Source organism: Wolbachia endosymbiont (group B) of Chorthippus parallelus (genome assembly GCF_947251815.1).
Taxonomy (GTDB): Bacteria; Pseudomonadota; Alphaproteobacteria; order Rickettsiales; family Anaplasmataceae; genus Wolbachia.
Genome location: NZ_OX366390.1, coordinates 279,554 through 303,849 on the forward strand (window position 1 = coordinate 279,554; position 24,296 = coordinate 303,849).

General features: G+C 33.9%; 30 protein-coding genes and 4 tRNA genes. 17 read left to right on the forward strand and 17 right to left on the reverse strand.

What is annotated here, in order from left to right; translation table 11 throughout:
• Positions 1 to 41 precede the first annotated feature (41 nt).
• Positions 42 to 632 carry an orotate phosphoribosyltransferase gene (gene pyrE, locus OPS21_RS01265; RefSeq protein ID WP_264336282.1) on the reverse strand — a complete coding sequence of 197 codons (591 nt, stop codon included), beginning with the start codon at positions 630 to 632 and terminating at the stop codon, positions 42 to 44.
• Complete coding sequence (locus OPS21_RS01270) at positions 629 to 1,813, reverse strand: dicarboxylate/amino acid:cation symporter (RefSeq protein WP_006015333.1); 1,185 nt, start codon at positions 1,811 to 1,813, stop codon at positions 629 to 631. The genes pyrE and OPS21_RS01270 overlap by 4 nt, the downstream gene beginning before the upstream one ends.
• Positions 1,814 to 1,934: 121 nt before the next feature.
• On the opposite strand from OPS21_RS01270, the gene OPS21_RS01275 reads away from it, so the two are divergent.
• Positions 1,935 to 2,405 carry a hypothetical protein gene (locus OPS21_RS01275; RefSeq protein ID WP_264336281.1) on the forward strand — a complete coding sequence of 157 codons (471 nt, stop codon included), beginning with the start codon at positions 1,935 to 1,937 and terminating at the stop codon, positions 2,403 to 2,405.
• An 82-nt stretch (positions 2,406 to 2,487) separates the two neighbouring features.
• Here the strand turns inward: OPS21_RS01275 and murB are convergent, their stop codons facing one another.
• Positions 2,488 to 3,372, reverse strand: a complete 885-nt coding sequence (gene murB, locus OPS21_RS01280) for a UDP-N-acetylmuramate dehydrogenase (protein ID WP_264336280.1) — start codon at positions 3,370 to 3,372, stop codon at positions 2,488 to 2,490.
• Positions 3,363 to 4,241, reverse strand: coding sequence for a hydroxymethylbilane synthase (hemC, locus tag OPS21_RS01285; RefSeq protein WP_264336279.1), 879 nt, complete (start codon positions 4,239 to 4,241; stop codon positions 3,363 to 3,365). The genes murB and hemC overlap by 10 nt, the downstream gene beginning before the upstream one ends.
• 118 nt (positions 4,242 to 4,359) lie before the next feature.
• Between hemC and OPS21_RS01290 the strand changes: the two genes are divergently transcribed.
• Both OPS21_RS01290 and secD read left to right on the forward strand, forming a co-directional pair.
• The gene (locus OPS21_RS01290; protein WP_264336278.1) at positions 4,360 to 4,725 is read left to right on the forward strand and encodes a hypothetical protein; all 366 of its coding nucleotides are present in this window, start codon (positions 4,360 to 4,362) and stop codon (positions 4,723 to 4,725) included.
• A 100-nt stretch (positions 4,726 to 4,825) separates the two neighbouring features.
• Positions 4,826 to 6,340 carry a protein translocase subunit SecD gene (gene secD / locus OPS21_RS01295; protein WP_265027672.1) on the forward strand — a complete coding sequence of 505 codons (1,515 nt, stop codon included), beginning with the start codon at positions 4,826 to 4,828 and terminating at the stop codon, positions 6,338 to 6,340.
• 593 nt (positions 6,341 to 6,933) lie between these two features.
• On the opposite strand, the gene OPS21_RS01300 is transcribed toward secD, so the two are convergent.
• Together OPS21_RS01300 and OPS21_RS01305 are read right to left on the reverse strand one after the other, a co-directional pair.
• Positions 6,934 to 7,380 (reverse strand): transposase, encoded by a 447-nt coding sequence (locus tag OPS21_RS01300; protein WP_265027564.1) that lies wholly within the window; start codon positions 7,378 to 7,380, stop codon positions 6,934 to 6,936.
• A gap of 38 nt (positions 7,381 to 7,418) precedes the next feature.
• Positions 7,419 to 7,784, reverse strand: coding sequence for a transposase (locus OPS21_RS01305; protein ID WP_265027673.1), 366 nt, complete (start codon positions 7,782 to 7,784; stop codon positions 7,419 to 7,421).
• A gap of 57 nt (positions 7,785 to 7,841) precedes the next feature.
• Here OPS21_RS01305 and OPS21_RS01310 point away from each other — a divergent pair, with 57 nt between their 5' ends.
• Both OPS21_RS01310 and OPS21_RS01315 read left to right on the forward strand, forming a co-directional pair.
• Positions 7,842 to 8,024 carry a hypothetical protein gene (locus OPS21_RS01310; RefSeq protein WP_264336274.1) on the forward strand — a complete coding sequence of 61 codons (183 nt, stop codon included), beginning with the start codon at positions 7,842 to 7,844 and terminating at the stop codon, positions 8,022 to 8,024.
• Between the two features lie 155 nt (positions 8,025 to 8,179).
• Entirely contained in the window at positions 8,180 to 8,464 is a 285-nt protein-coding gene (locus OPS21_RS01315; RefSeq protein ID WP_143689831.1) for a hypothetical protein, read from the forward strand.
• A 333-nt stretch (positions 8,465 to 8,797) separates the two neighbouring features.
• Here OPS21_RS01315 and OPS21_RS01320 read toward each other — a convergent pair.
• The 5 genes from OPS21_RS01320 to OPS21_RS01340 all read right to left on the reverse strand — a co-directional run bounded on the left by OPS21_RS01320 (position 8,798) and on the right by OPS21_RS01340 (position 12,403).
• A tRNA-Ser gene (locus OPS21_RS01320) sits at positions 8,798 to 8,884 on the reverse strand.
• 31 nt (positions 8,885 to 8,915) lie between these two features.
• Positions 8,916 to 9,704 carry a DUF2163 domain-containing protein gene (locus OPS21_RS01325; protein WP_264336273.1) on the reverse strand — a complete coding sequence of 263 codons (789 nt, stop codon included), beginning with the start codon at positions 9,702 to 9,704 and terminating at the stop codon, positions 8,916 to 8,918.
• Positions 9,705 to 9,741: 37 nt separating this feature from the next.
• Complete coding sequence (locus OPS21_RS01330; protein WP_230608979.1) at positions 9,742 to 9,984, reverse strand: type II toxin-antitoxin system RelE/ParE family toxin; 243 nt, start codon at positions 9,982 to 9,984, stop codon at positions 9,742 to 9,744.
• A gap of 32 nt (positions 9,985 to 10,016) precedes the next feature.
• On the reverse strand, positions 10,017 to 10,241 hold the full coding sequence (locus OPS21_RS01335; RefSeq protein ID WP_127463811.1) for a TA system antitoxin ParD family protein: 225 nt from the start codon (positions 10,239 to 10,241) through the stop codon (positions 10,017 to 10,019).
• 119 nt (positions 10,242 to 10,360) lie between these two features.
• A complete protein-coding gene (locus tag OPS21_RS01340; protein WP_264336271.1) occupies positions 10,361 to 12,403 on the reverse strand; it encodes a WD0745 family porin in 2,043 nt (680 codons plus the stop codon).
• A gap of 331 nt (positions 12,404 to 12,734) precedes the next feature.
• Between OPS21_RS01340 and OPS21_RS01345 the strand changes: the two genes are divergently transcribed.
• Positions 12,735 to 14,027: a lipase family protein gene (locus tag OPS21_RS01345; protein WP_264336270.1), complete on the forward strand. Its 1,293-nt coding sequence runs from the start codon at positions 12,735 to 12,737 to the stop codon at positions 14,025 to 14,027.
• Positions 14,028 to 14,079: 52 nt separating this feature from the next.
• On the opposite strand, the gene OPS21_RS01350 is transcribed toward OPS21_RS01345, so the two are convergent.
• From OPS21_RS01350 to OPS21_RS01365, 4 genes are all read right to left on the reverse strand, one after another.
• Positions 14,080 to 14,898, reverse strand: coding sequence for a 3'-5' exonuclease (locus OPS21_RS01350; protein WP_264336269.1), 819 nt, complete (start codon positions 14,896 to 14,898; stop codon positions 14,080 to 14,082).
• Entirely contained in the window at positions 14,891 to 15,775 is an 885-nt protein-coding gene (era, locus tag OPS21_RS01355) for a GTPase Era (RefSeq protein ID WP_265027674.1), read from the reverse strand. Before era ends, OPS21_RS01350 begins: the two co-directional genes overlap by 8 nt.
• A gap of 41 nt (positions 15,776 to 15,816) precedes the next feature.
• A complete protein-coding gene (locus OPS21_RS01360) occupies positions 15,817 to 16,308 on the reverse strand; it encodes a hypothetical protein (RefSeq protein WP_264336267.1) in 492 nt (163 codons plus the stop codon).
• A gap of 101 nt (positions 16,309 to 16,409) precedes the next feature.
• Positions 16,410 to 16,482 (reverse strand) — tRNA-Gly (locus tag OPS21_RS01365).
• A 151-nt stretch (positions 16,483 to 16,633) separates the two neighbouring features.
• On the opposite strand from OPS21_RS01365, the gene OPS21_RS01370 reads away from it, so the two are divergent.
• The 4 genes from OPS21_RS01370 to OPS21_RS01385 all read left to right on the forward strand — a co-directional run bounded on the left by OPS21_RS01370 (position 16,634) and on the right by OPS21_RS01385 (position 18,624).
• Positions 16,634 to 17,269 (forward strand): ribonuclease D, encoded by a 636-nt coding sequence (locus OPS21_RS01370; protein WP_264336266.1) that lies wholly within the window; start codon positions 16,634 to 16,636, stop codon positions 17,267 to 17,269.
• A 67-nt stretch (positions 17,270 to 17,336) separates the two neighbouring features.
• Complete coding sequence (gene trxA / locus OPS21_RS01375) at positions 17,337 to 17,663, forward strand: thioredoxin (RefSeq protein ID WP_264336265.1); 327 nt, start codon at positions 17,337 to 17,339, stop codon at positions 17,661 to 17,663.
• A 39-nt stretch (positions 17,664 to 17,702) separates the two neighbouring features.
• A tRNA-Ile gene (locus tag OPS21_RS01380) sits at positions 17,703 to 17,779 on the forward strand.
• 590 nt (positions 17,780 to 18,369) lie between these two features.
• Positions 18,370 to 18,624, forward strand: coding sequence for a hypothetical protein (locus tag OPS21_RS01385; RefSeq protein ID WP_264336264.1), 255 nt, complete (start codon positions 18,370 to 18,372; stop codon positions 18,622 to 18,624).
• Positions 18,625 to 18,639: 15 nt separating this feature from the next.
• Here OPS21_RS01385 and OPS21_RS01390 read toward each other — a convergent pair whose 3' ends face one another.
• Entirely contained in the window at positions 18,640 to 19,761 is a 1,122-nt protein-coding gene (locus OPS21_RS01390; protein WP_264336263.1) for an alpha/beta hydrolase family protein, read from the reverse strand.
• A gap of 181 nt (positions 19,762 to 19,942) precedes the next feature.
• Between OPS21_RS01390 and OPS21_RS01395 the strand changes: the two genes are divergently transcribed.
• The 7 genes from OPS21_RS01395 (at position 19,943) to OPS21_RS01425 (ending at position 23,950) form a co-directional block, all read left to right on the forward strand.
• Positions 19,943 to 20,602, forward strand: coding sequence for a CADD family putative folate metabolism protein (locus OPS21_RS01395; RefSeq protein ID WP_264336262.1), 660 nt, complete (start codon positions 19,943 to 19,945; stop codon positions 20,600 to 20,602).
• Between the two features lie 22 nt (positions 20,603 to 20,624).
• Positions 20,625 to 21,011 carry a dihydroneopterin aldolase gene (locus OPS21_RS01400; RefSeq protein ID WP_264336261.1) on the forward strand — a complete coding sequence of 129 codons (387 nt, stop codon included), beginning with the start codon at positions 20,625 to 20,627 and terminating at the stop codon, positions 21,009 to 21,011.
• The gene (gene folP / locus OPS21_RS01405; RefSeq protein WP_264336260.1) at positions 21,008 to 22,261 is read left to right on the forward strand and encodes a dihydropteroate synthase; all 1,254 of its coding nucleotides are present in this window, start codon (positions 21,008 to 21,010) and stop codon (positions 22,259 to 22,261) included. The genes OPS21_RS01400 and folP overlap by 4 nt, the downstream gene beginning before the upstream one ends.
• A complete protein-coding gene (locus OPS21_RS01410; protein ID WP_264336259.1) occupies positions 22,258 to 22,737 on the forward strand; it encodes a dihydrofolate reductase in 480 nt (159 codons plus the stop codon). The genes folP and OPS21_RS01410 overlap by 4 nt, the downstream gene beginning before the upstream one ends.
• Before the next feature lie 248 nt (positions 22,738 to 22,985).
• Entirely contained in the window at positions 22,986 to 23,321 is a 336-nt protein-coding gene (gene cutA / locus OPS21_RS01415; protein ID WP_006015205.1) for a divalent-cation tolerance protein CutA, read from the forward strand.
• Positions 23,312 to 23,383, forward strand: a tRNA-Gln gene (locus OPS21_RS01420). The genes cutA and OPS21_RS01420 overlap by 10 nt, the downstream gene beginning before the upstream one ends.
• A gap of 21 nt (positions 23,384 to 23,404) precedes the next feature.
• Positions 23,405 to 23,950 (forward strand): hypothetical protein, encoded by a 546-nt coding sequence (locus OPS21_RS01425; RefSeq protein WP_015587954.1) that lies wholly within the window; start codon positions 23,405 to 23,407, stop codon positions 23,948 to 23,950.
• On the opposite strand, the gene OPS21_RS01430 is transcribed toward OPS21_RS01425, so the two are convergent.
• On the reverse strand, positions 23,947 to 24,237 hold the full coding sequence (locus OPS21_RS01430) for a hypothetical protein (protein WP_007301973.1): 291 nt from the start codon (positions 24,235 to 24,237) through the stop codon (positions 23,947 to 23,949). The genes OPS21_RS01425 and OPS21_RS01430 overlap by 4 nt on opposite strands.
• Positions 24,238 to 24,296: the final 59 nt, after the last annotated feature.

A 24,296-nucleotide genomic window follows, 5' to 3' on the forward strand; every position in this document is an offset into this window, starting at 1 on the left:
AACACGTAAAAGTTACTGAATCACTTTAGCCATATATAGAATTATTTTGTTAAATATTCTCTACTCCCAGGTTTCATTATGGGTAATTGTTTTAATTCACTTGGCAGTTCTTCCTCGCTATAGTTTTTGATATTTAGTTCAATCAAAGATATGATAGGAAAAGGTAGTTTTGTTTCACTATTTCTCTTGATCAAAGAAGCTCCAGCAACAACTTTACCTCCCTTCTCTTCTGCACATTTTACTGCTTCAAGTGAAGATTTACCTGTGGTAATCACATCTTCAATTAGTAATATCTTCTCACCTTGTTTAATCTTAAATCCACGGCGTAATTCAAATTTACCATTAACACGTTCGCAAAATATTGTTCGGATTCCAAGCTGTCTACCAATCTCATAACCCACGATTATTCCACCAATTGCAGGAGATAGTATTAAATCTATGGGTTCAATAAGCTCTTTTCTTATTTTATTCGCCAATAGCTCACAAACGTTCATTGCTCTGCTTGGATTTTCAAAAATTTTAGCGCATTGTATGTAAGTGTTGCTGTGCAGCCCTGACGAGAGTACAAAATGTCCGTGCAAAATCGCACCAGCCTCTTCAAATTCTTTTATTATTGTATTATCTAATATCATTCTTGAGTTTTAAATTCTTTATTAATTATCTGTGTTATACAGATATCAGACCACACATTTATTGCAGTTTCAAACATATCAATGATTGTATAAATAGGCAAAATCAATCCCATAATGTACAAAGGAACATTCATTGATACCAAATAACTAGTTGCCATAAAATAGCACCCCATCGGCACTCCAGCGTTACCAATTGCAGCTCCTGTAGCTAAAAAAATCCATATGAACATCTCACTTAAGGAAAATGTGTGCCCATTCATCTCTGCAACAAACATCACTGTGATTAAAATAAATGCAGCACACGCATTCATATTAACTGTTGTGCATATTGGTAGAATAAAAGATGACAATTTCTTTGGTACCTTTAGCTGATTTTGCACACATTCTATAGTTGTAGGCAGCGTTGCACTAGATGATTTAGAAAAAAATGCAAGTGTAAGTGCTGGCATAACACCTTTCATCGTTTGAATTGGTGATATACCTTTATGCCACATGAGTAGTGGCAAAATCACAAATGCTTGCACGAAATTTGCAGACATTATGCAAGCAAAATACCAAAAAAGACTATGGAATTCGCTGCCACCTTTTAACTCGTATAAAAAACATGTGATAAAAGACCATACAGCAAGAGGAATAAACTTTAATAACCCTTGAGCAATTCTAAGAAGTGTATCAAATAGTGCAGAAAATATTTGGTGTAATATATCTTGTTTTTCTTTTGAGAGCGAAATAATAGCTCCACCCATCAAAAAAGCAATCAATATGCTGCCAATAACATTATTTTCAAGAAAAACTTGCACAAAATTCGAAGGAATGAGTGATTTTAAGTATGAAAAGTAATTGTGGTTGCTGTCACTCACACTTTCTATTGTGTTACTTATGAAATTTTTTCTTACTGGATCTATGAATAAATAGAAAGATAGCGCAACAAATGCAGCTATAATGGTTGTAAGCAGCGTATAAAACAGTGTCTTCTTAAGTAATACTTTAATTTCAATTGAGTCTTTAAGTCCCGAAATTGTGGACACGATAGATAGAAAAACTAAAGGTAAGCTAATCAATTTCAATAAACTGATGAATATATCACTAAGTAGCCTTGCTACTTCAAATATCACTTCATTGTTTAAATAGTAAGCAACTATTGCAAACAATATAGAAAAGAACACTGCAAACTTATGCACTGGAAATAAAACCTCAAATTGATATTATACAACAATTTTTGGAATTAGGTTAATATAACTTTACAGATGAAGGAAGAATGAGTAACATTTCATTATTAATTAAATATACATAGAAGGAGGTATGGGTCCAGAAATTAAAAAGCGTTTAAAGTCTTATGGGATAGCAGCTATAATAGGAACACTTATAGGCTTTAGTTTAAACTTTGCAGCTTTATCACCTTTAATCATAGGCGGAATTATTTCTTTGGTTTCTACATACTCATTTCTCATTTTAATTACTTCCAGAGAAGATAGTCTTAAGCATTATGAAAAAACAAGCCAAACAAAGCTAATAGCTTATTTTTTATGTACCTTAGCTACCACTGCCGTAGTAGGGATTGGTCTTGGTGCAGCTATAGGTACTATTTTTCCTACTGTAATGTTAAATATAGAATCAGCAGCTTTGATGAGTGCAACAATAGGAGTTATTGCACCATTTGTAAGTCTTTTTGCATTAGGTTTATTAGCATTGACGGCTGAAAAAATAAATGAATGTATTATAGAACCTACAGTCGAAAAAGTAAAAGAATGCTTTTCTTTAAAGGAAGCATAAATTATCCTCGCAAAATAGTGTACCTAGGGCTTAAATTGAAGTGTACTCAATTGAAATAGGTCATATTAGAGAAGGTTAGAAGTTACCTACCCAAAACCCTTATCTCCCACTCAAGTTCAATGTTAAATTTATCTTTTACTGCATTTTGTACTCTGTTGCCAAGGTTTTCTAAGTCAAGTGCAGTTGCATTATTGTAATTGAGCAGAAAATTACAATGTTTCTTAGAAATTTTAGCTACACCATTATCTAATCCTCGGCAGCCAGATTCATCAATCAGTTTCCATGCCTTGCAGCCTATTGGATTTTTGAATATACAGCCAGCAGTTTTTCCTCTTACTGGTTGGCTTTTATTTTTTTTATCAATAACTTCTTTCAATCTTTGCAATATAAGCTCATACTCTGAACTTACTCCTTTAAATTCAGCTTCAATAAAAATCCACCTGCCTTTTAGACTATGTCCACGATAAAAATATCCCATTTCTTCACTGGAAAATTCATATAAATTTCCATCTTCTAGATTCACTGCCCTTATAAATTTTACAACACTCGCAATATCACTACCATATGCACCTGCATTCATTTCTATTCCACCGCCAACTGTTCCTGGAATTCCGGCAAGAAACTCAAGCCCACTAATTTGCTGTTCCCCGGCAAAGTAGGCAAGGTTACTAAGCAGTGCAGCACCACCTGCAACGATGGAGCTATTATCTTTACATTTAATATATGCAAATTCCTTACCTAATTTCACCGTTATTCCTCGAATGCCACTATCTTGCACTATTATGTTAGATGTTGCACCGATAATGCTAATTGGTAACTCAGTATCTTTTATCAAGCACATTAGATCTTCAACGTCACGTGGCTTAAATAGTACATCAGCTTGGCCACCAACATTTAACCAAGTCATTTTAGACATTGAAACATTATAACGGTAGATTCCACATACTTTAGGTAAGCTTATAAGCATTTTGATTTTAACTCTAATCCTGCATCCATACCCATTTTTTCGGCATCTTCTACAAACGAAGTACGCTCAGTGAAATATATACCTTTCTCATCTGCTAACATACAACAAAGATTCAGCATGTTTTCACTCACATATTCTGCTAAAGCTGCAAGCGGCGTAAAGCATGAACCATTTATTGTCTTCATGAAACTGCGCTCTGATTTTGCCCTTATAAAAGACATATTATTATTAATTTTCTCTAAAAGATCGATAACTTTTATATCATTCTTTCGGCATTGAATGCAAATTGCCCCCTGCCCTACTGCGTTTAACATGACTTTTGGTGATAATACTTCTGTAATTAAATGGTGTTTTTTTAATCTTATCAGTCCTGCTTCGGCTAAAATCATTCCATCAAAATTCTGATTTTGCAGTCTAGTTGTCACATTTCCACGCAGTGGCACTACATTTAAGTCTGGCCTGAGATTTAGTAGCTGAACTTTTCTTCTTATTGAAGAAGTTGCAATTGTAGCCTGCTGTGGCAAAGTTTTTAGGCTCTTATATTTATGAGAAATAAATACATCACATGGACTTAGCCTCTCTAAAACACAAGGAATTGTTAAGTCCTTCGAGAAAAACGCAGGTACATCTTTTAGCGAATGAACCGCCATATCTATATTATTTTTGAGTAATTCAGCCTCAATCTCCCTGAGGAACAGTCCTTTACCTCCTATTTCAGCAAGATTTACATTAACATACTTATCACCAGAAGTTTTGATTTTAATGATCTCAATAGATAGGTTAGGAAAAAACTCTAATAATCTTTGTTTTGCTTCCAAAGCTTGAGCAACCGCAAGATTGCTTCCCCTCGTACCTATTTTAACTATCATACATTCTTCATATTGTACATCTATATTCTATGTCCATTTTTTATTATCTCCAATTTAGTTATTGAACATTTTATAATTAGCTCCTAGTATCATGCACGTTAGTAATTGAGGAGTATGTATGTTTGATATTTTAAAAGACTCTAATGGCAAATTTAATAAAAAAAATGTTTTACCCCTTTTCAGTGCCACTGTAACTAGTATTATAATATTATTAAGTGCAACAGTAGTAATTCCAAAGTTTTTCTCTCATCCTTCTCTATCTAGTCCTCTCGGTTGGAAAGATCCAAGTTATAGTGAATTTCTTGCTACTCACATACCAGCTACCATAGTTACTTTCTCAATACTTGGTTTATGCATTTACCTTCCGATTGATAGCATTAGAAAAAACAAACAAATAGAGAATCTTAAAGCTAATTCTCAACCTAATTCATACATTTATAACACTTTAGTAAATGATGTTTCAGAAGAGCAAAGTATAGTATAAAGTACAATCAATTATAGATTAAGGCTTTAGAATCTTTTCATTCAGGTGCTTGTGATTAGCAACTATTCAGTTTACAATGCACCTAATATAGTTTAAATTTATGCCAAACAAGCTCATAATTAAATCTCTTTCAGTATTGCTAATTTTTTTGCTATCTTTATATATAATACTGCCAAACTTCTTTGATAATAAGTTTCTCACCTCAAAAAAGAGGATAAATCTAGGGCTCGACCTGAAAGGTGGATCATCTCTGCTTCTAAATGTAGACTTAGATTTTTACTTCAAAGAGAAACTAAGCATGCTAACCGATGAAATAAAAGAAGGTCTGTTAACACAAAAGATTGAATTTAGCGCAAAAAACGATAAACAAGTGGTTGTAACTTTAAATAATATTGATGATTACAAAAAAGTTTCAACGTTAATACATAAAATAAACCCAAATTTAGAATTGAGTAGAAAAAATACTGCAATTTTCATTTCATATAAACCGCATTATAAGAATTCATTAATCAATGAAGTAGTTTCAGAGTCAATAGTTAATGTTCAAAGACGCTTAGATAAGCTTGGTACTAAGGAAGTAAGTGTGCAAAAACAAGGACAAAATAAGATATTAGTCCAAGTTCCTGGAGTAGAAGACACTCAGCAGATAAAATCTCTGCTTGGCAAAACAGCCAAGCTGGCCTTCCATTTGGCAAACACCAATGTAGCTAAAATGCAAGATATCGATCATGACACTACGATTATGCTCAAGGATTCTTTGGGTAATTCCTACCCGATATTCCGCAAAACTGAAATAGGCGGTGATTCATTAGTTAACGCATCAGTTAGATTTGGCAATTTAGGTAAACCAACAGTACATTTCAAATTCGACAGCATAGCAAGTAAAAAATTTGCAAAAATTACTAAAGAAAATGTAGGAAAGCCTTTTGCAATTGTTTTAGATAACACAGTCTTAACTGTACCAACAATACGTGAACCTATTCTAAATGGAGAGGGAGAAATTAGCGGTAATTTCACTGAAAAACAAGCGAGTGAACTTGCAATACTTTTAAAATCAGGTGCACTACCTGCACCACTTAAAATAATTGAAGAAAAAAACATTGGTCCAAGCCTTGGAGAAGAGTCAATAAAAGCAGGAGAAATTGCAGCAATAATCTCTATCATAGCCGTTGGTTTATCTATAATCATTACTTACGGCAAATTAGGCTTATTAGCGTCTGTTGCACTCGTTTTTAATGTAATCTCTATACTACTCATTCTTACCTTACTTGAAGCAACTCTTACTCTCCCTGGAATTGCTGGAATTGCGCTAACTGTTGGCATGTCAGTGGATGCAAATGTTTTAATATTTGAACGCATCCGCGAAGAAATAAGAGCAGGAAAAAGAACAGCTCGTGCCATTGAAGAAGGATTTAAAAACGCAATAAAAACAATTCTTGACTCAAACCTCACTACACTGATTGCTGCAGGAATAATGTTCATTATTGGTAGCGGAGCAATTAGAGGGTTTTCTGTCACTTTATCGATAGGAATCCTGTGCTCGATGTTTTCTGCAATTATAGTCACAAAACTTCTGATAGAATTGTGCATCAACCCACAAAAGCTAGTACTTTAGTATCTGTTCAGCAGAGTGACAAAATAAGATAGACGAGAAAAGACAACTAAATGGTTGTCATGAAAGTAGCTATCTAGTCTTTTCGTCGTCAAAAACGTTGTAACATGCTTACCAACTTAGTGTTTAATCTGGATTCCAGTGTGTCACCCCAGCGCCCAAACACTGAAATGGCTTTGTTGCATCACTAACTATGAAAGGCCAACTATACAAGCAACGTATTGAAAATCTTATTTTTTGCAATCAATCTGATCAAATTTAAGAATAGTAATTTATTGTTTGTATTAGTAAATTTAATTCTACTTAAAATAGCTAAAGCATTGAAATTCGTGAATTTTATCTGGGTTCTGTGAACAAAATATGCTGTGAGAAAATAAAGTAAAGAAAAAGTAGGAGAAATAAGGAAAAAGAGACCGTGAATAATATAGAGAAACTACCAATGGAATATTACATAGAAAAAAGAAAATGGGAACAAACTTTTGAGTTCTTAAAGGGAGTCAAAAAAGGACAGAGAAAATTTTGAAATGAACGTTAAGACTGCCACGATTTAAGAAAAATGTCAAGACGATGGGCATTTTCCAATAGTATAGTATTTTCTAAAATGGATGATAAAGTTCCATTATGGCATTACCAACCAAAAGTTGTAAGTCTGTATATTTATACATTAGAGGTCTGAGACGGCTTTTGATGTTATGCCAACAGTGTTCTATGGGATTCAAATCTGGTGAATATGTTGGAAGATAGAGCAAATGACAGCCAAAAGATTCTATTAATGACCTTGTTGTAGGAGTCTTATGAAATGTAGCATTATCCATAACTATGGTTGTACCAGGTTGTAACTGTGGAAGTAATATCTGCTCTAACCATGCATTAAATACTTCTTTGTTACACCCTCCAGTAAAAGTTATTGGTGCAATAAATCTCTTTCCAATCCACCCGGCTACTATACTGATTCTCTCTCGCTGGAATATCTTCATAAATTTTCTTTCCTCTTGGAGCGCGCCCATACTCTCGGTATAATCTATTGTCAACTCCTGCTTCATCTATATATAAGGTGCTAGAATGGTCTATTTTTGAGATTTTATCGGTAAATTGCTGTCAATCTTCTTGATTGCGCTCTTGATATAGTGTGACTTTTTTTTAAAGTAATTCTTAGCTGTTTTAGTCTATACCAAATTGAATGTATTCCAAATCCAAGATTTCGTTTCATCTCTGCCAGAGTATGATCTGGATTCTTTGTAACATATTCTTTGAGTATTTTTGGGTCTATTTTTCGAATAAAGCTGCCGTTTTTAGATGGCTTTAGGCTTTCACCAGCAGCTTTCTTTTTTAACCAGCGGTACAGAGTTGCTATTCCTATCTCCATAAGCTCTGCTACCTCAATCTTCGTCTTCCCTTTTTCTATCATCAATACTGCCTTTTCCCTTAAATCCACACTATATGCCATTATAACTTAAATACCTTATTATATCTTTATCATTTACTTTAGGAAATACTATAGTTGATGAAGAGAGAGGTAAATTACAGGAAATTTTATAAAAAAACCTCTGATCAAGAAATAGATAAATATAAGTGTAGAGTAGTGGTAAATCATCTGATTAGGAATAATGTAAAATCGTCTGATATAGAGGTAACAAGTGTGAGTAATGGAATAGTGATTAGAGGCAAGAGCAAAACAGGTGTTTAAAAAATATATTTAGTGTTTCTGTAGGTGGAGAGGAAGGAGGGCTGTATAATTTGTTTTAACTTTCGTAAAAACTGTATTAAAAAGTAGTTATACTATTATTAACATTAATATTAATGTTTTAATATTATGTTAGTTTTTTAATTAGGGAGAATATTATGTCAAAAAATACACAAAACTACCATACTTATCCTTTTACGAGTAAAAGTAAGGTGCAAGAATCTACACAAAAATTATTTTCTTGGATAGACGAGCAAAAAGCACGTGACCATAATCTTTGCCACAGAAAATGTAAAGAGATACATGATTGGTATAATCCTGCCGGGCGATCTATATGCAAGGCAAGATGTAATAATATATATGATCTAAGTTCTGAACCATTTGATCCACAAAAGACAATAATGGAATCATCTTTGGATGAATACGATTACATGTCTATTTAATAAAAAAGTGTGAGGCTTTTTTGTCTTCCGAAATTTTCAATAAAGAATTATATCGACAGATTATGGTAGGTTGAGTATATACGAGTTTGCTGATGCTCGGAAGAAATGACACAGACTAAGTATAGTATTGCAAGACATTATTAGTAATAGGGATCAGCAGCTGGCTACTGGATTGTATTTCTATTACTCTTCGTCATCAAAAATCAAGAAGGCTCTGCAACTTGATAACTCTATTCTTTTATTGACGTAGATGACTCTGAAAAATTGCGAAGCTGAAGTGCTAATGCTATATCCCTTAAAGAACAAAACCTATGTTATACTAGAAATAATGTGCGGAAAAGGGGGGATTCGAACCCCCGACATATTTTCATATGTGCACGCTTTCCAAGCGTGTGCTTTAGACCGCTCAGCCACCTTTCCATACTTATTCATAATATTAAAAATTATGCTGCTAAACAACTGGTATATATGGTTCGCCATGGAAATTCACAGTATTGTTAAACTTGTTTTTGCACGTTAAAAACGCTTTATCACAACCTGCAAGTATCGAATATTTATCTCCGGTAGAAATTTGATATGGAGGAGAAGCAAATAATGTAACTACTTTATTTTTGTATTCTTTAACTACAACTTCAAATGTTGCTGAACTAAACACTCCGTGCTTATAATATCCATCGCTTTCGATTAAATTAGTGTCTTCAAATCTTCTTTCATCTATCACTTTAGTAATTGTGCTCATTCTACTAAACTTTTTAGCATCAGCTTTACATCTATCATCGCAAAATTGTGCCCTGCATACAGGAGAATATAGCTCTGTTATGCTTCTCTCAAGCTTTGTCGTAATACCTCTAATTTCAGCGATAAACCTCCCACTATTTAATGTTACTTTACCAAAAGTTCCTGCATGCAAATTCATAATTCCCTGACTCAAATCTTTATAATTCACAAGAAATATTTCAATATTTGCAAAGTCATACCTTCCTGATAAAACATCTTTTTCTTTAATATCGGCACTATTTAATATTCCTTCAATTTCTAGATTATCAGTTCTCAAATCGCTATTTAATATTATGCTACTAGCTGTAAACCCACTTGAAGATTTATAGAGTATATTATTGACATTTAAATCTTCGTCATAGTCGGTAAATCCCATTACTTTCCCACCTACAAGTGTTAATTTCCAGCAAGTAGCGATGGTAAGTAATTCTCCAGCTAAATGGTTTTTTAATTTGGTTTGCATAGTTGCCTCTTATAAATAATGGCATACCTGCATTTAGCTACACTTGTTTTTTCAAATCTCTATAAAAATTTTCGTGTGGAGCAAATGCAAGAAGTGTTAATATGTTATTTTGTTCGTTGTGAATATAGGCTAATAATGTCAGTTGATTAAAAATAGAGAATTTATACACGCGAACACCTGCAAGATCGCCTGACTTTAGCTCTCCAATATATGGGTTACCTTGAATTTGTTTGATGGCTTCTTCAAGTTTGGGTAGTTGATTATTGTGCAGCTTCTTCATTGACCGCTTAAAAGTGTTGGTGAGAAGAATCTTCAAAATTTTGTGGACTTATACTCCTCAACATTACCTGACTTGATATCCTCAATGCCTGAAAGGATTTCTTTGATAATATTATAGCTTAGCTCAGGGTTATCTTCAACAATCTGACCAATCTTAGCCCAATGCTCGATTTGTTGCGGTACAGAACGATTTTGCAATACGGAATGAGACTGCACTATCTTCTCAAATTCCCCATCAAGATTTACTGTTATACTCATTAGATTATTACTTCCTAGTTTTAGCTATTATATCATATATTGGAAATTTTTTCAACATTTTGAAAGTGCATAGTGAAAACACACACCACATTCAAGCTGTGGTGTGTATTGTTAAATAACTAGAAAGAAAACTTCACACCAGTGAGTAGAAGAATTCCTGTATTAGAAGGTACCTCAGCATTTTTTTGATCTTTCAGCGCACTTTTTTCATCAGTCATAAAATAATGTAAGGCTGCATAAGGAACAAATTTGCTCTTATTGCAAGAAGATAGATCATACTGAACACCAAGTGCAATATCATGAAGCATATCTTTATCATTCATTGTACTGCCAAAGTATGTCAAGCTTGTATAGATATTATCATATTGATAACCAGCACCTGCAGTCCAATACATGGTATTGTTATCATTAAATTGCTTTAAGCCATTTTTTCTAGCAATATCAGTAGTCTCTTTATATTCTTTTGAAGCAAGGTCGAGTTCCTTGATACTCTTAGGTTGACCAGATTTGCCTAAATATGCAAAAGAAGCAGCGAATTTTACACTTTGATCTTCATCAATCTTATAATCAGCGCTTGCACCCAAATTAATGCCTGCCAGATTATTGTATTCTATGAACTCATTATAAAGGTGCTTATCTTTACTCGGTTGCTTTGAAAACCCATATTCACCAACTACGGAAGTTTTAACTTTTACATTATGTTTACTAAAGTCATATTCATATGATGCACCAGCGCTTACTATATGCTGGTAATCTGGCCCAACATGTCTTAACATTTCCTCATTCTTTACCTCTGTTACCTTATTACTTGAATCTTTGAGTAAATCTGGAACTATTTCTTTTACAACGGATAAACCACTATCGTAGCGAGGTGAGTAGCTAATACCAAATCTTGCACCCATATAATTTGGTGAGTAGTAAGCAGCTCTAAATGGCAATGTGGTCATAACCTCTTTGTTGTATTTTCCTGCCATACGGAAGGAGAGTTTTTCGCTCTCGCTCGAGAAGCTTTCAGTGTAAAGACGTGGTGTTACGTAAAATGGGAAGTTTGCAGCACTTCCTTCTAAGTTTACTTTTCTGAACCAGTCACTATCTGCAGCTCCATCAACAGTTGCAATTCTTGTTGCATCAAGTCTCATCAGAGACTCAGGACCAAACTGATAGCCAAGTTTCAGATCACCATATTTTGAATTCAAAAACACATGTGCACTTCTACCTCTTGCAGCATTCACGCCTTGTGAAGCTCCTTTACCTTCAGTAACTGGAACATGGAATTGTACATCGGCACCATAACGAAGACCAATATCCTCATTTTTATTTTCAGCTCTTAAGTGCAATATTGCATCTGAAATCATGCCCATGTTTTCACTGTAATCACCAATATTCCCTATCCCTTTAGGAAATATTGGATTTGCTCCTTTTATACTATCTGGAGTATTGTTAAAATAATCTGTAGATTTACCTGGCATAACATTATAATGGTTATAGCCACTTAGCCCATGGTTACCATAACCTTGAGAATCAACAACGCCACCGAAAGTTATTCTTAAACCATCCCCTTGATTGGTATTGATAATATCAATACCACCAACTGAAACAACAGGACTTGCCTTACCTTTTTCCTCTGTATTGCTGTTAACAACTTTTACATCCTTTTTTATATCTTTAGCTTCAATTTTAGCATTCTTAGTTTTAGAACCCTTAATTTTTGACTTTTCTACATTAGAATTTTTAGTGCTTAGAGCTTTCGCCTTTGAATCCTCTATAAGCTTTGCTTTTTTCTCTTTTGCTAGCCTAATTTCATCTTTTTTCTTTTGTTTTGCTACTAATTTTAACTCTTCTTTTTTCTTCTTTTGTTCAGCTGCTAATTTTAACTCCTCTTTTTTCTTCTGCTCAGCTGCTAATCTTAGTTCTTCTTTTTTCTTAAGCTCCTCAGCTTTTTTTCTTGGATCAGCATTACATATCCTGTCCATTTTTTCTTTTAGTTTCTTATTTGACGTCTTCATCACTTCCATCTTTCCAGAAGTTTTGATTGACTCGTTACTCTCTTGCTTTTTTACTTCCTTCATACTCTCGTCAGAAAAGTCAGCAGCAAAGCCACTGAAAGAACATAAAGTCAATAGAGAAGCTAGAGCAGTTCTAGTATAAATAGATTTTTTCATGAAGTGCCCCCAAAAAATTTTAAAATCATAACATAAATAGTATAAAGGTGTTGAAAATCCAACTTAAAGCAACCTTATAGCGAAAATAAAAGTAAAATGCAATACTTTAAAAGCAACTTTCTTAATACGCTCAACGTGTATATTAACCAAAATTTAGTACAGAGGTTTGCTTGTTAGTGTATTATAACTCTATACTTATTCTATGGAAGTAAAATTTACTCAAAGTAAAAGCATAAAAAGATTAAATTATTAATATAAATTGTTGACAATAATATTAATTTGTATTATAGTTGGTAGATTATTGTTTTATTTTTGACAGATTGGGGTACTTATGGATTTTAGTTTTGTACGCAATTGGTTTAGCACTACAGGTGCTGCTACAGGCTCAGAGCCAGGTAATACTGAACAGCCATATTCTATTTCAGTAGATGATGGCAAATACGAAATGAAAGAATATGACGATGAATTTGAGATTATTGAAGATTATGAATTTATAAATCGTGCTGATCCAAATGAGCCATGTTCTTTACCTTCTGACTATAAAATAGATGAAAGTATTGTAAAAATTGCAGGATTTGATCGAGAGAAATTATTAGAAATGGGTAATTTCTGCAAGATAAGCTATGGCGATGATGATGGTAAATTAAGTAAAAAAAGATGTAACAACCTAGCTCAAAGAGTATACAAAACTGAATTTGAAATTGTAGAAGATTTTGAAATTGTTCCATCTACTGAAAAAATGTATAAAACTAGAGCTGAACTCATCAGCGAAGGTTATGAAATTATTCCATTTGGTAATAGCTTTGAAAAAGATGCTGGTCACGTTTTTATAAAAGGTAAAGAAATAACAATAGCTTACCACGGTACTCGTCTGAGCCATGGTGCAAATGATGGACTTACTGATATAAATGTACTTTTTACTACTTCAGAATTTTTACCTGAAGGTGGAAGAATGCATAGAGGATTTTATAATTCATTTACGGATTCATGGCCTAATCTTTATGGCATTTTGAAATCTCATGCTGAAAAACAAGGATCAAAAATCAAAGATTTTAAAATTAATCTCACAGGTCACAGTATGGGAGGAGCTATTGCCAAGATAGCTGCTTTATGCCTAAACAAAACAGAAGGAGCTGAAGATGTCCATGTTGCAACTTTTGGTGATCCACGAGTTTTTGATCTTACTGCTAGTGAATTTTATAATGATGTTCTTCAAGAAAAAACCATTAGAGTAACTCAACATAGACAAGACCCAGTACCAGCGGTATCACCTGGTATTTGTGGTTATGCTCATGTAGGTGCACAATTGAGAATATCAGTACCTGAAGGATATTTTGTTCATCAAATGGATGGTTATCATGAAGCCATTAAAATAATGGATGAAAATGACTTCCGATCAAACAATAACGTTTCTCTCTTTTACTACCCTTCGAGAATATTAAGCCGAATTAACTGTGCAGTTTTAGGTAACGTTCAATATTATGCTGCTAATTTAGGTAATTATATCCTTGGTGGACAAAACTTTTTCGAAGAAGTAAAAAATAAAAATTTTTCTCAGCTTGAACAAGCAGAAGTTAAGCAGATAGGATATGAGGATTCCTTGTCTACTGCAAGGAGTTTATAACTATTATTATGGAGCAGTTAATAACTGCTCCATAATATCTATTCATTTAAATTCAAATATAAAAGTTTTCACCACTAGTTATTTTCCATTCTTCTTTAAATTTCTTTAGGTGTTCTTTTTTTTCGCATTCTAAAAGCAGTTCTTCTATGCTCTTATTATAGCTTTCTGTAGTAATTCTTCCTTGATGATGCATAAACCTCAAATAAATCAAATAAGTGTTAATCACATCTGTTTCACAATAATCGCGAATCTCTTGTATTTTGCCACTATCATATAAGTCCATAACTTGTGAACCATCAACTCCAATCTTACCGGGAAGATTAAATGCTGCGCAAACTTCGTTCATCTTCATTCTTGCAGAAGCTCCAAAATCAGAGAGAGATTCAAGCAAATCACAATGCCAATCACTACTGTACCTCTGATTGTAACTATTCCACTTATCGCCAGCTTTGTGAAAATATTCTGCTTGAATGCCATGAACCATAGAACGGTACTTCAGTACCGGTATATCAAAAGTGCGTCCATTGAACGAAACTAGTCTTGGCTTTTTCTCTGATATGTAGTTAAAAAATCCCTTTACTAGCTCTTTTTCATTGGAGTTTACTGTGCCTCCAGATCTTATTTCTTGTAGTGTGAACATTTCATAACCGCTCTGGCGTGTTATATTACAAAGTAAAAAACTAATGACTACAACAAGGTGGAAGGGCTGACGCAGAAAAGAGTTTTGCCCGTTTGTTATTTCAAGATGATATTTTGTTAATGCGTTCCTCTTTTCTTCTACACTGCTATCATCACTAATATTTAGTAAATTCTTGCAGGAATTTACATCTGGTATAGTTTCAATATCAAATACTAACAAAGAATTAAGCATTACTTATATATTCCTCAGGGCGATCAGTCCAAGGTCGCACTTTTACGAACAAAAAGAGATGAACTTTACACTCAAATAACTTTTCCAATTCTGTACGCGCCTCGATATTAATTTTTTTTATGCTACTGCCGTCTTTTCCTAGCACTATTTTCTTATGATTATCTTTCAATACAAATATGATCTGTTTTATGACTAAACTCTTATCTTTTTTTTCCTCAAATTGTTCAGTTATAACAGCTGTAGAGTATGGCAATTCTTCACGTAGGTTCAAGAATAACTTTTCTCTCGTAATTTCCGCTGATAAAAAATCAGCTGAGGAATCAGTTATTTGATCTTTTTCATAAAACCAAGGGCCTATCGGTGCAATTTCAGACAAGTAACTAGTTAGATCAGAAAGTCCATCATTCTTCAGTGCCGAGATCGTAAAAATTTTTTCAAACTTATAAAGCAAATTTAGGTGCTCATGTGCCATCTTGAGCCCTGATTTCTTTACTAAATCAGTTTTATTGATAACCAAAATGCATCTGCCTTTTGTGCGCTCCAGTCGTGCAAATATCGTTTTTATTCTTTCTATATTTTTTAGGTAATTGTTTACATCAACAAGCAATAAAGTAATGTCACTATCCTTAACTGCTCCCCATGCAGATTTGACTAAAGCTTTTTCAAGATTTGTTTCTGCTGAAAACACTCCCGGAGAGTCAGTAAAAACAATTTGCGCATTGTTGCATATAGCAACACCCCTTACCTGCGTCCTTGTTGTCTGCACTTTAGGGGTGACAATTGCAATTTTCTTGCCTACGATGCTGTTAATTAGCGTTGACTTTCCAGCATTTGGCAAACCAGCTATCGTTACAAATAAGCATTTTTCTTCTTTCACAAAGGAAATTATAAAGAAAACTAAATGCTAACGTCAATTGATTATTTTGCAGGTAGATTGTACTCTTCCTCTTTTGAAGAAAAACGCTCAACTATAGGTGATATAATATAATCATTCACTTTTTCAGCTATTGGTTCAATAACACAAACTGTTACAAATAACCCTGCGATTACTGCTATGGGTGCTATCACCGCACCTGCTAAAGCTGCCGATCCCATTCCAAGCATTGCACCAGGGAAAACAGCAGTTGCAGCTGCAGCAAGACCAACTCCAATTGCAGCACTTGCAAGTGCGAAAATACCAGAATAGATAGGCTCATATTTTTCATCCTTTTGAATATGATCTTTTTTGCAAAATTTGTATAGTAGTACCCCCGCAAACAGAGCTGTAAGCAATGCTGGAGTGATAGAACTAATAATTCCACCCATTACCAAAGGTGATAGAGTTGTAAAACTGAGCCCTAAGCCTGTAAGTGCTCCTATTGTTGTAGCTATACCTGAGAGAAATAACATTGTTTTAGTATCGTCGTCCATATAACCCTCCTAAATAATAATTTTCTAAAAAGCTTTTAGCTACTTTAAGCATAGCTGAACTAGTTGAATAAGTGAAGCAATTTTTTTTATGTTAAAAGAAGAGCGGGAGAAGGGGTTCGAACCCTCGACCTCAACCTTGGCAAGGTTGCGCTCTACCAACTGAGCCACTCCCGCAATGAAAATTTACTTATTCTTATTATAGATGCATATCATAATTTGTAAACCCTACATACATGAAAATCATGAGAGCCAATTTTCTATGATCTTTTCGTATACTTAAAACTCATTTTTGATTATTGTATGTGTCATAAAACATATTAAATTTATGAGAATATTTATATATAAAGACGACCTGCCAGCCAGTGCAATACCGAATGATATAAAATCTATAGCTGTTGATACAGAGGCAATGGGGCTACTTCATGGTAGAGACAGATTATGCCTTGTGCAGCTCTCTTTTGATGATGGCAACGCTCATTTGATTCAATTTAAAAACGATTATACAGCTCCAAATTTGAGAAAAATATTAGAGGATAAAAATATAACCAAAATATTTCACTTTGCGCGGTTTGATGTAAGTATAATACATTATTATTTAAAAACCTGGGCACTGCCTTGCTATTGCACGAAAATAGCCTCACGTTTAGTTCGCACTTATACAGATAGTCATAGCTTAAAAGAGTTGTGCTTAGAACTACTTGATATAAAATTAAATAAGCAACAACAATCTTCTGATTGGGGAAATGAAAATTTAACAGACAAGCAAAAAAGTTATGCTGCATCTGATGTTTTATATCTCCATAGAATAAAGGAAAAGCTAGATTTAATGCTGGAACGTGAAAATAGAAAAGAATTAGCCGAAAAGTGCTTTGAATTTCTTCCTACTCGTATTGAGCTAGATTCAATGGGTTGGGGAAATGTAGATATTTTTAACCATCAGGTTTTATGCAAAACACCTTGAGTTTGCAAGAATTTAGTTGATTAGCTACTAATTGGTACGCTATATTTTATAAAAATTTAGGTATTTTATGAGTGATGATATTAAAGCGGTAAATGATCAAAATTTCGAATCTGAAGTTGCTAACCACAAAGGATTTGTGCTGGTAGATTTTTGGGCAGAATGGTGCGGGCCATGCAAAACTCTGATGCCACGTATCGAGCAGTTAGCCAAGGATAGAAAAGACAAGATCAAGATCTGCAAGTTCGACATAGATGGAGAAACTGAGGTGCCAAGTAAGTATGGAGTTCAATCTATACCTACTTTAATCATATTTCAAGATGGTAAGGAAATTGCACGCAAAATTGGCGCAATAAATGATTTACACAGTTGGGTTGATAGTGAAATAAGCGAGTAGACAAATTTCCTTTTGCGTGTATTATAAGTGTTAATAAAAGGGATTGTAGCTCAGTCGGTTAGAGCAGTTCGCTCATAACGAATTGGTCGTAGGTTCGAGTCCTACCAATCCCACCACTATCGATACAATTGCAAGGTCTACTTTCTTGGATAAGCTTTTTGCCTTATTAAAGTACTTGGTTGTTAGTGTTTGAAAAATCCATGATATTAGATTCCTTGCATAACTGGAATTCAAAAATTCCAGCGCGGTTTTCTTATTGGATCTCAGCTGGGATGACGCCTGGTTATGAAAGAAATCTATTGTCAAAAAAAATTACTTCCGCGTATTTTGAATCTAATTATAATTGCGATTAAAGATATTTTAAGAGCTCAAATTTGTCTGCAGACTTTCAATTAACTTTTCAATAAAAAACGTAGCGTATCTTTTTCAGTGTATGTAGGTGCACACACATACTTAATTTCTGTCGTATGTGCGCTACCAAATCTTTTTATACAGGAGGATTTTATGTCCAGAATTCCAGATACTTGACCTTTACTTTAGCTAATAAAAATCAATGGGTGCCTATGGTTTTTATAAAGAAAGTGTAGGAAATAACCAAAAACTATTTCCAGGCATAAATTTGCTATGCATACCTAAAAAGTAATGATATTAGCATAATGTTCATATTTGTATGCTAATATTAACATTATTTAAATTGAAGAATATTATGGAACAACAAGCATCAAACAAAGAGAAAGGGATTGAATTTAGATATAATCAATGTAAGGAGAAATGCCATTCCTACAAAACAAAACGTACAGACCAAGAATGCCTAGATAAATGCTATGAGAAGTACGTTTCTAAACTTTATCCACAAATTAGTGAGAAATTATTAGCTAGTGAAAACAATCTCTATGATGAAAGCGAAAAATTATTGCTTATAGCAAATGAAATACACAATCAAGATGCAATGTTTTTTTAATCACAAAAGAAACACTTATTTCAATATTTGAAGAGATGTTAGCTTTTTAGATATACTCTGACTTATTGAATAATTCTTTAAATTGGTAAAATACTGTTTCTTTTCCTCTATTTCTTTTTCACTATTCTTTTCACATATCACTTTTGTTTTTATCTCTTGATTGAGCGAGCCCTTCTTTTTGAAATAATCATCTGTGAATTCTAAAAAGAGTGAAATTAGCTCAGGAAGAGTGTATTTGTGTTCACTTGATGAGCACAATTCTGTAATCGGAGAAAAGTGAATATCATCTGCCTTAATAGGTAGTAACGATAGAAACTTATTCCAGCATTTTCTCATTATTCCAACTTCAGATTCAAGGTTTTTTATTTTAGCTAAATCGGTATGCTCCATGAAAAACTCTTTGTATTGCTCAAAACCTTCAAAAGTTTCTTTTTTTTGATAGTTTTTTTTCCTATGACTTTTTTCTATATCAGAAATTTTAGTACCTATATTTGCCTGCTTACTAATAAAGCCATCGTTCTCTAGATTAAAACAAATTGTGTATGGAGTAATATCGTTTACTATTGTATGTGGCTTAAAGTGCCAACCAAAGCATTTGAGTATGAATTTTATTATAGGAGGAAATAGCCATTTAGGTTTTGATATGTGTAGTAATTTCACTACAAGTTTTTTGAATGAGCTAAAGGATTTATTGATAATGCATCTTAAATGAACATTGTCATCTTTTTTAAACTTTTTATAAACCTCTGCAGCTATTGGTCCTCCAGCGCAGCTTCCATATAATACTATATTATCTGGGTAAATGCCTTGCTTTAGAAGATCTGAAATGACTGCAATTCCTGCATTTACTCGATTTTGACCGTTTAAAGAATGACCTTTGCTTTTTCCAGAACCAGGAAAATTAATAAGGTGAACATCCATACCTGCTTCAGCTGCCCAATTCCATTCACTTTTGTCTTCATCTGGCTCTTTTTCAAAAGTATATGTAAGTCCTGGAAAGTAAACTATATGCTTTTTCTTTCTGCTATCTGCACTGCTCTTCGAGTTTGACATCACTATCTTTTGAATTCGCATTCCATTTTGAACTTCTACGAACTCTTCCCTAATTTTTATTGTATTTTCTTCTGTTACTTTCATTTTGCGTTTTTCACTATATTGATTTAATAATACATGAAATTTTAGAAAAAATCAATTTTTACTAAAAAATTAACCAATAACGCATCTATCTTTGTATTTATTGGAATTAAGGTAGTAATGAGAAATGTCTCTTGACATTTGATAAACCTAAACGTAGCCTAAAATAATTTAGTGTTTATTTATGACATTTGTTCAATCACTTAATAATCAATTAGATAGTTTACACTTATTAAAACACCCATTTTACGAGTCATGGAATGAAGGTAGCTTAAGCCTGAAGGCTCTTCAAACCTATGCTAAGGAATATTATCACCATGTTGCTGCTTTTCCTCGTTATATCAGCGGTATACATTCCTTGTGTCCGAATTTGAAAATGCGGCAAGTTTTACTTGGTAATTTAATAGAGGAAGAACAAGGTGATGAGAATCACCCAGAATTATGGCAGCGTTTTGCTGAAGGACTGGGAGTAGCACGTTCAGAACTTTGTGAAAATGCACAAATTAAGGAGACACGAGAATTAGTTGATGGTTATTTTGACATTGTAAAATCAGATTTTGCAGCAGGTCTTGGAGCTCTGTACGCTTATGAACGTCAAACTCCAGAGGTTTCTAAGTCTAAAATTGAAGGTCTGAAAAAACACTATTCAATAAATGATGAGCGTTCTCTCAAATTTTTTACCGTTCATATGGAAGCTGATGAGTGGCATTCTGAGGAATGTGCAAACCTTATTGCAGATTTAAGCGAAGAAGAGCAAGAGAAAGTCATACAAGGCGCTAAAAAAGGAGCAAAACTCTTATGGGGTTTTCTTGACGGCATGCTGAATGTTAACGTTTGCCATTAATTATAAGTAGATACTAAATTCAGTGGTAGCATGTAATCTTCTTATATCTGATCTGCGGCTTTGGGTTCATTTAGGATGTAGTGCAGAAGAGAAGTTTTCTCCCCAATTGGTGAGTATTGACGTTGATGTCACTTTTAAATCTCCTCCTTTAGGACTTACAACTGATCAACTTAAAGATACTATCTGCTATTTGGAGGTAGTGCAGAATATTCAATCTCTTGTTCAGGGCAAGCAATTTAATTTAATCGAACATTTAACTCATGAGATATACAGAGCCATTAATAACCTTTTGCTGCGAAAGAAGCATATTATTTCTTCTGTCAAGGTGACTACTCATAAAACTACACCACCAGTTCCTGGTGTGCATGGGGGCGTTTTTTTTACTTACTGTAATGAATTGCAAGAATGATCTATATTTCTATTGGTTCAAATATAGGGAATCGCCTTTCCCATTTACAAAAGGCTACTGAGTTACTAAAGAAGCGCTATTTAAAAGACTTAAAGTCTTCAATCATTCTAGAAACTAAGGCTATTTTACCAAATGGTGCTCCACCTGATTGGAACAAGCCATTTCTCAACATGATTGTCTATGGAAGTTGTTCTTCTTCTCCTGAGGAGCTACTAAAAGGCTTAAAACAAATCGAATGTGATATTGGTCGTCTACAAGTCTACGAAAAATGGGCACCTCGTGTTATTGATTTAGATGTTTTGTTATGGGATGATCTAACGCTTGATATACCTGACCTTAAAATTCCTCACCCAGAATTAGTAAATAGACCATTTTTGCTCCACTTGATGGCAATGGTTAACAAAACCTTTGCTTTCAATGTTCAAGACTGTTTTTCAAAGAGTTTTACGCTTTCACCAAAGCTTATGGGTATCGTCAACATTACCCCTGATTCATTTTCAGATGGTGGTCTTTATTATGATGCGAATCGAGCAACCAAGCAGGCATTGCAGCTGGTATCAGATGGTGCAAGCATAGTTGATCTTGGAGCTCAATCAACAAGGCCTGGAGCTTCAATAAAGACGCCAGAGGAAGAGTATGAACGTCTAAAACCAGTACTTGATAATCTTAGCGACTATATGAAAAATGGTGATATTGAAGTCAGCATTGATAGTTTTTGGCCAGACGTTATTTTAAACGTTTTGAAGCACTACAATATTGCCTGGGTAAATGATCAGAAGGGAGATCTGAGTAGTAATACCTTAAAAGAAGTTGCTAGTAGTGGGTGTAATGTCGTTATTATGCATTCACTTTCGATACCACCACATAAGGACAATATTATTCCACATGATATTGACCCAATTGATATCATAAATAATTGGGCAGAGGAGAGCATTAATAGGTTACTTGACCTTGGTTTTGATGAAAATTCAATAATTATTGATCCTGGTATTGGTTTTGGCAAATCTATGTATCAGAATATTCAGATTTTACGCAGTATAGAAACTTTACAAAATTTTGGCTGCAAGGTTTTAGTTGGTCATTCCAGAAAGTCATTTATTTCCTCTTTTTCCATAGAATCTCCCTCTAATAGAGATTTAGAAACAATTGCTACATCTGCTATACTGCAAAATAAGGTTGATTTCCTTAGAGTACATAATGTACGTGACCACATGAGATTTTTTGTAGCCCAAGCTGTCTTAAAGGGATGAAGATTATTGGAATTATGGCTGTTGACCCTAATGGGGTAATTGGAATAAATAATGATTTGCCCTGGCGTTATCCAAGTGAGTTTAAACATTTTTGTCAAGTAACCGACAAGCAAGTTATTGTGATGGGAAGAAAGACATTTGAAACTGTGCCTCAAAGCATACTAAAGAATCGTACAACTATTGTTTTCTCCCGTAACAAGTGTTTTAATAGAGGCCCAAAATGTACTGTTGTCTCTTCCATGCAAGAATTTCTGTCAATTCAAAGTAGTTCTCAAGTCTTTGTGATTGGTGGGGCACAAATAGTACACCTTTTTTTAGAGCATAACCTAATCTCAGAATTTATTATGACTGAAATGCATAAAACTTATAAAGGTGATACGTATTTCAATTTAGCACTCCTTGATCAGTGGAATAAAACTATTCTCACTAAAACTAAAGACTATACTATATGCAATTGTGTCCGTTCAGCAGAGTAGTAAAATAAGGTAGGCGAGAAAAGACAACTATCAGTGCATGACACTGGCTCCTTTATGATGGTCAGTGCCCAGAAACTGGCATCCAGTTAAATTTATGGATCTCAGTGTTAGCTACTTAAATAACAGGGGAGAGCTACTAAATGACATCTTCAATTTCTGTGTGTCAAGCACTGAAGAGGTCTCTCCTATTTTCTCTTGATGAATAAATCTAAGTAGAGTATAGTAAAAATGCATTTATGTAGCGATTAATGAGCAATTTAGTTTTAGTCTATATAACTTTTTCAAACTTGAAAGAGGCTCAGGCTATTTCTGAAGAATTGTTAAACGAGAAGTTAATTGTGTGTGTAAATATATTTCCTGAAGTAAACTCTCTGTATTTATGGGAAGGTAAAACTAATAGTAATTGTGAAGTAGTGGCAATTATGAAAAGTAGGAATGATCAGGCTGATAAGATTGTAGAAAAAATCGAGTCAATGCATTCTTATGATCAACCAGCCGTTGTGATAATACCCATAGGAAAAGCGAATAAATCTTTTACTAATTGGGTTAATAATGTTATTGATATAAACAATATTGGGGTGTAGCCAAGTGGTAAGGCAGCGGTTTTTGATACCGCCACGCGAAGGTTCGAATCCTTCCACCCCAGCTTTATTGAAGTGTGCGTGAAATGATATCACTTTTTTATAAATTAAGGTTATTTAATTACATACTGGGCAGTTTGAAAGATATAGTTGTCAAGCTATTTCTTTTCACTTTGTATCTTTATACATCGAGCATTATGCTCATGTTTCTCACCAGTGGCTTTTGGTATGCTGTAGAGTTTAGCTCTTTCAAAAATGCATTTTACCATTTGTATCAATATTTAAAATGGTATTATGAAAATAGAGATGATTTGGGTTATGGAGTTTCTATTAGAATATTAGTAGCGTTTCTTACTCCGCATTTTCTCTACAAATTATTTTCTGGCACAGGCTGGAAGTCTTTTTTCAAGGAGAAGATAGTTCAGATACTCAGCACAAGAAGAAAAATGAGTAATAAACCAAATGGCAGTAGTTATGGTTATAGTAATAAGAACAGTTACGGTAACAATAATCTTCAAGAGGCAGAACGGAAAGTGAATATGATAAAGCAGCTATTAATCCAAGATATAGATGAAGCTATAGAAAAAAGATTAAATGATATTTTTCTTGGTGAGAGGGGTAAACCTCATTAAAAGGGCTTTATCTTTTTTAGAATTGGCTGTATTTTGTTTTTTACGTATAACGGATCGCAATCAGCCAGTATACATGTTTCAACAAAATCTTGACTGAAGTCTGATAGCCAGGAAATTGCTTTACGTTTCTCTACCAAGCTTTCTGTTTTTTTACAGTTACTTGCTGCATCAATCATTGCCTGTGATATCACTGATTGCCACAGTATGCAGTACCTTTGTATATCATCTAAAGTGCTATTTGCTTCGTGATGGTGAAAAAATTCTTTGAAATTGAAGTTATTTGACATTACGTACCTCTTTAAGTTGAAAATTAGAATTTGAAGTAGTGCGAAAGTTGTCTGCTGCA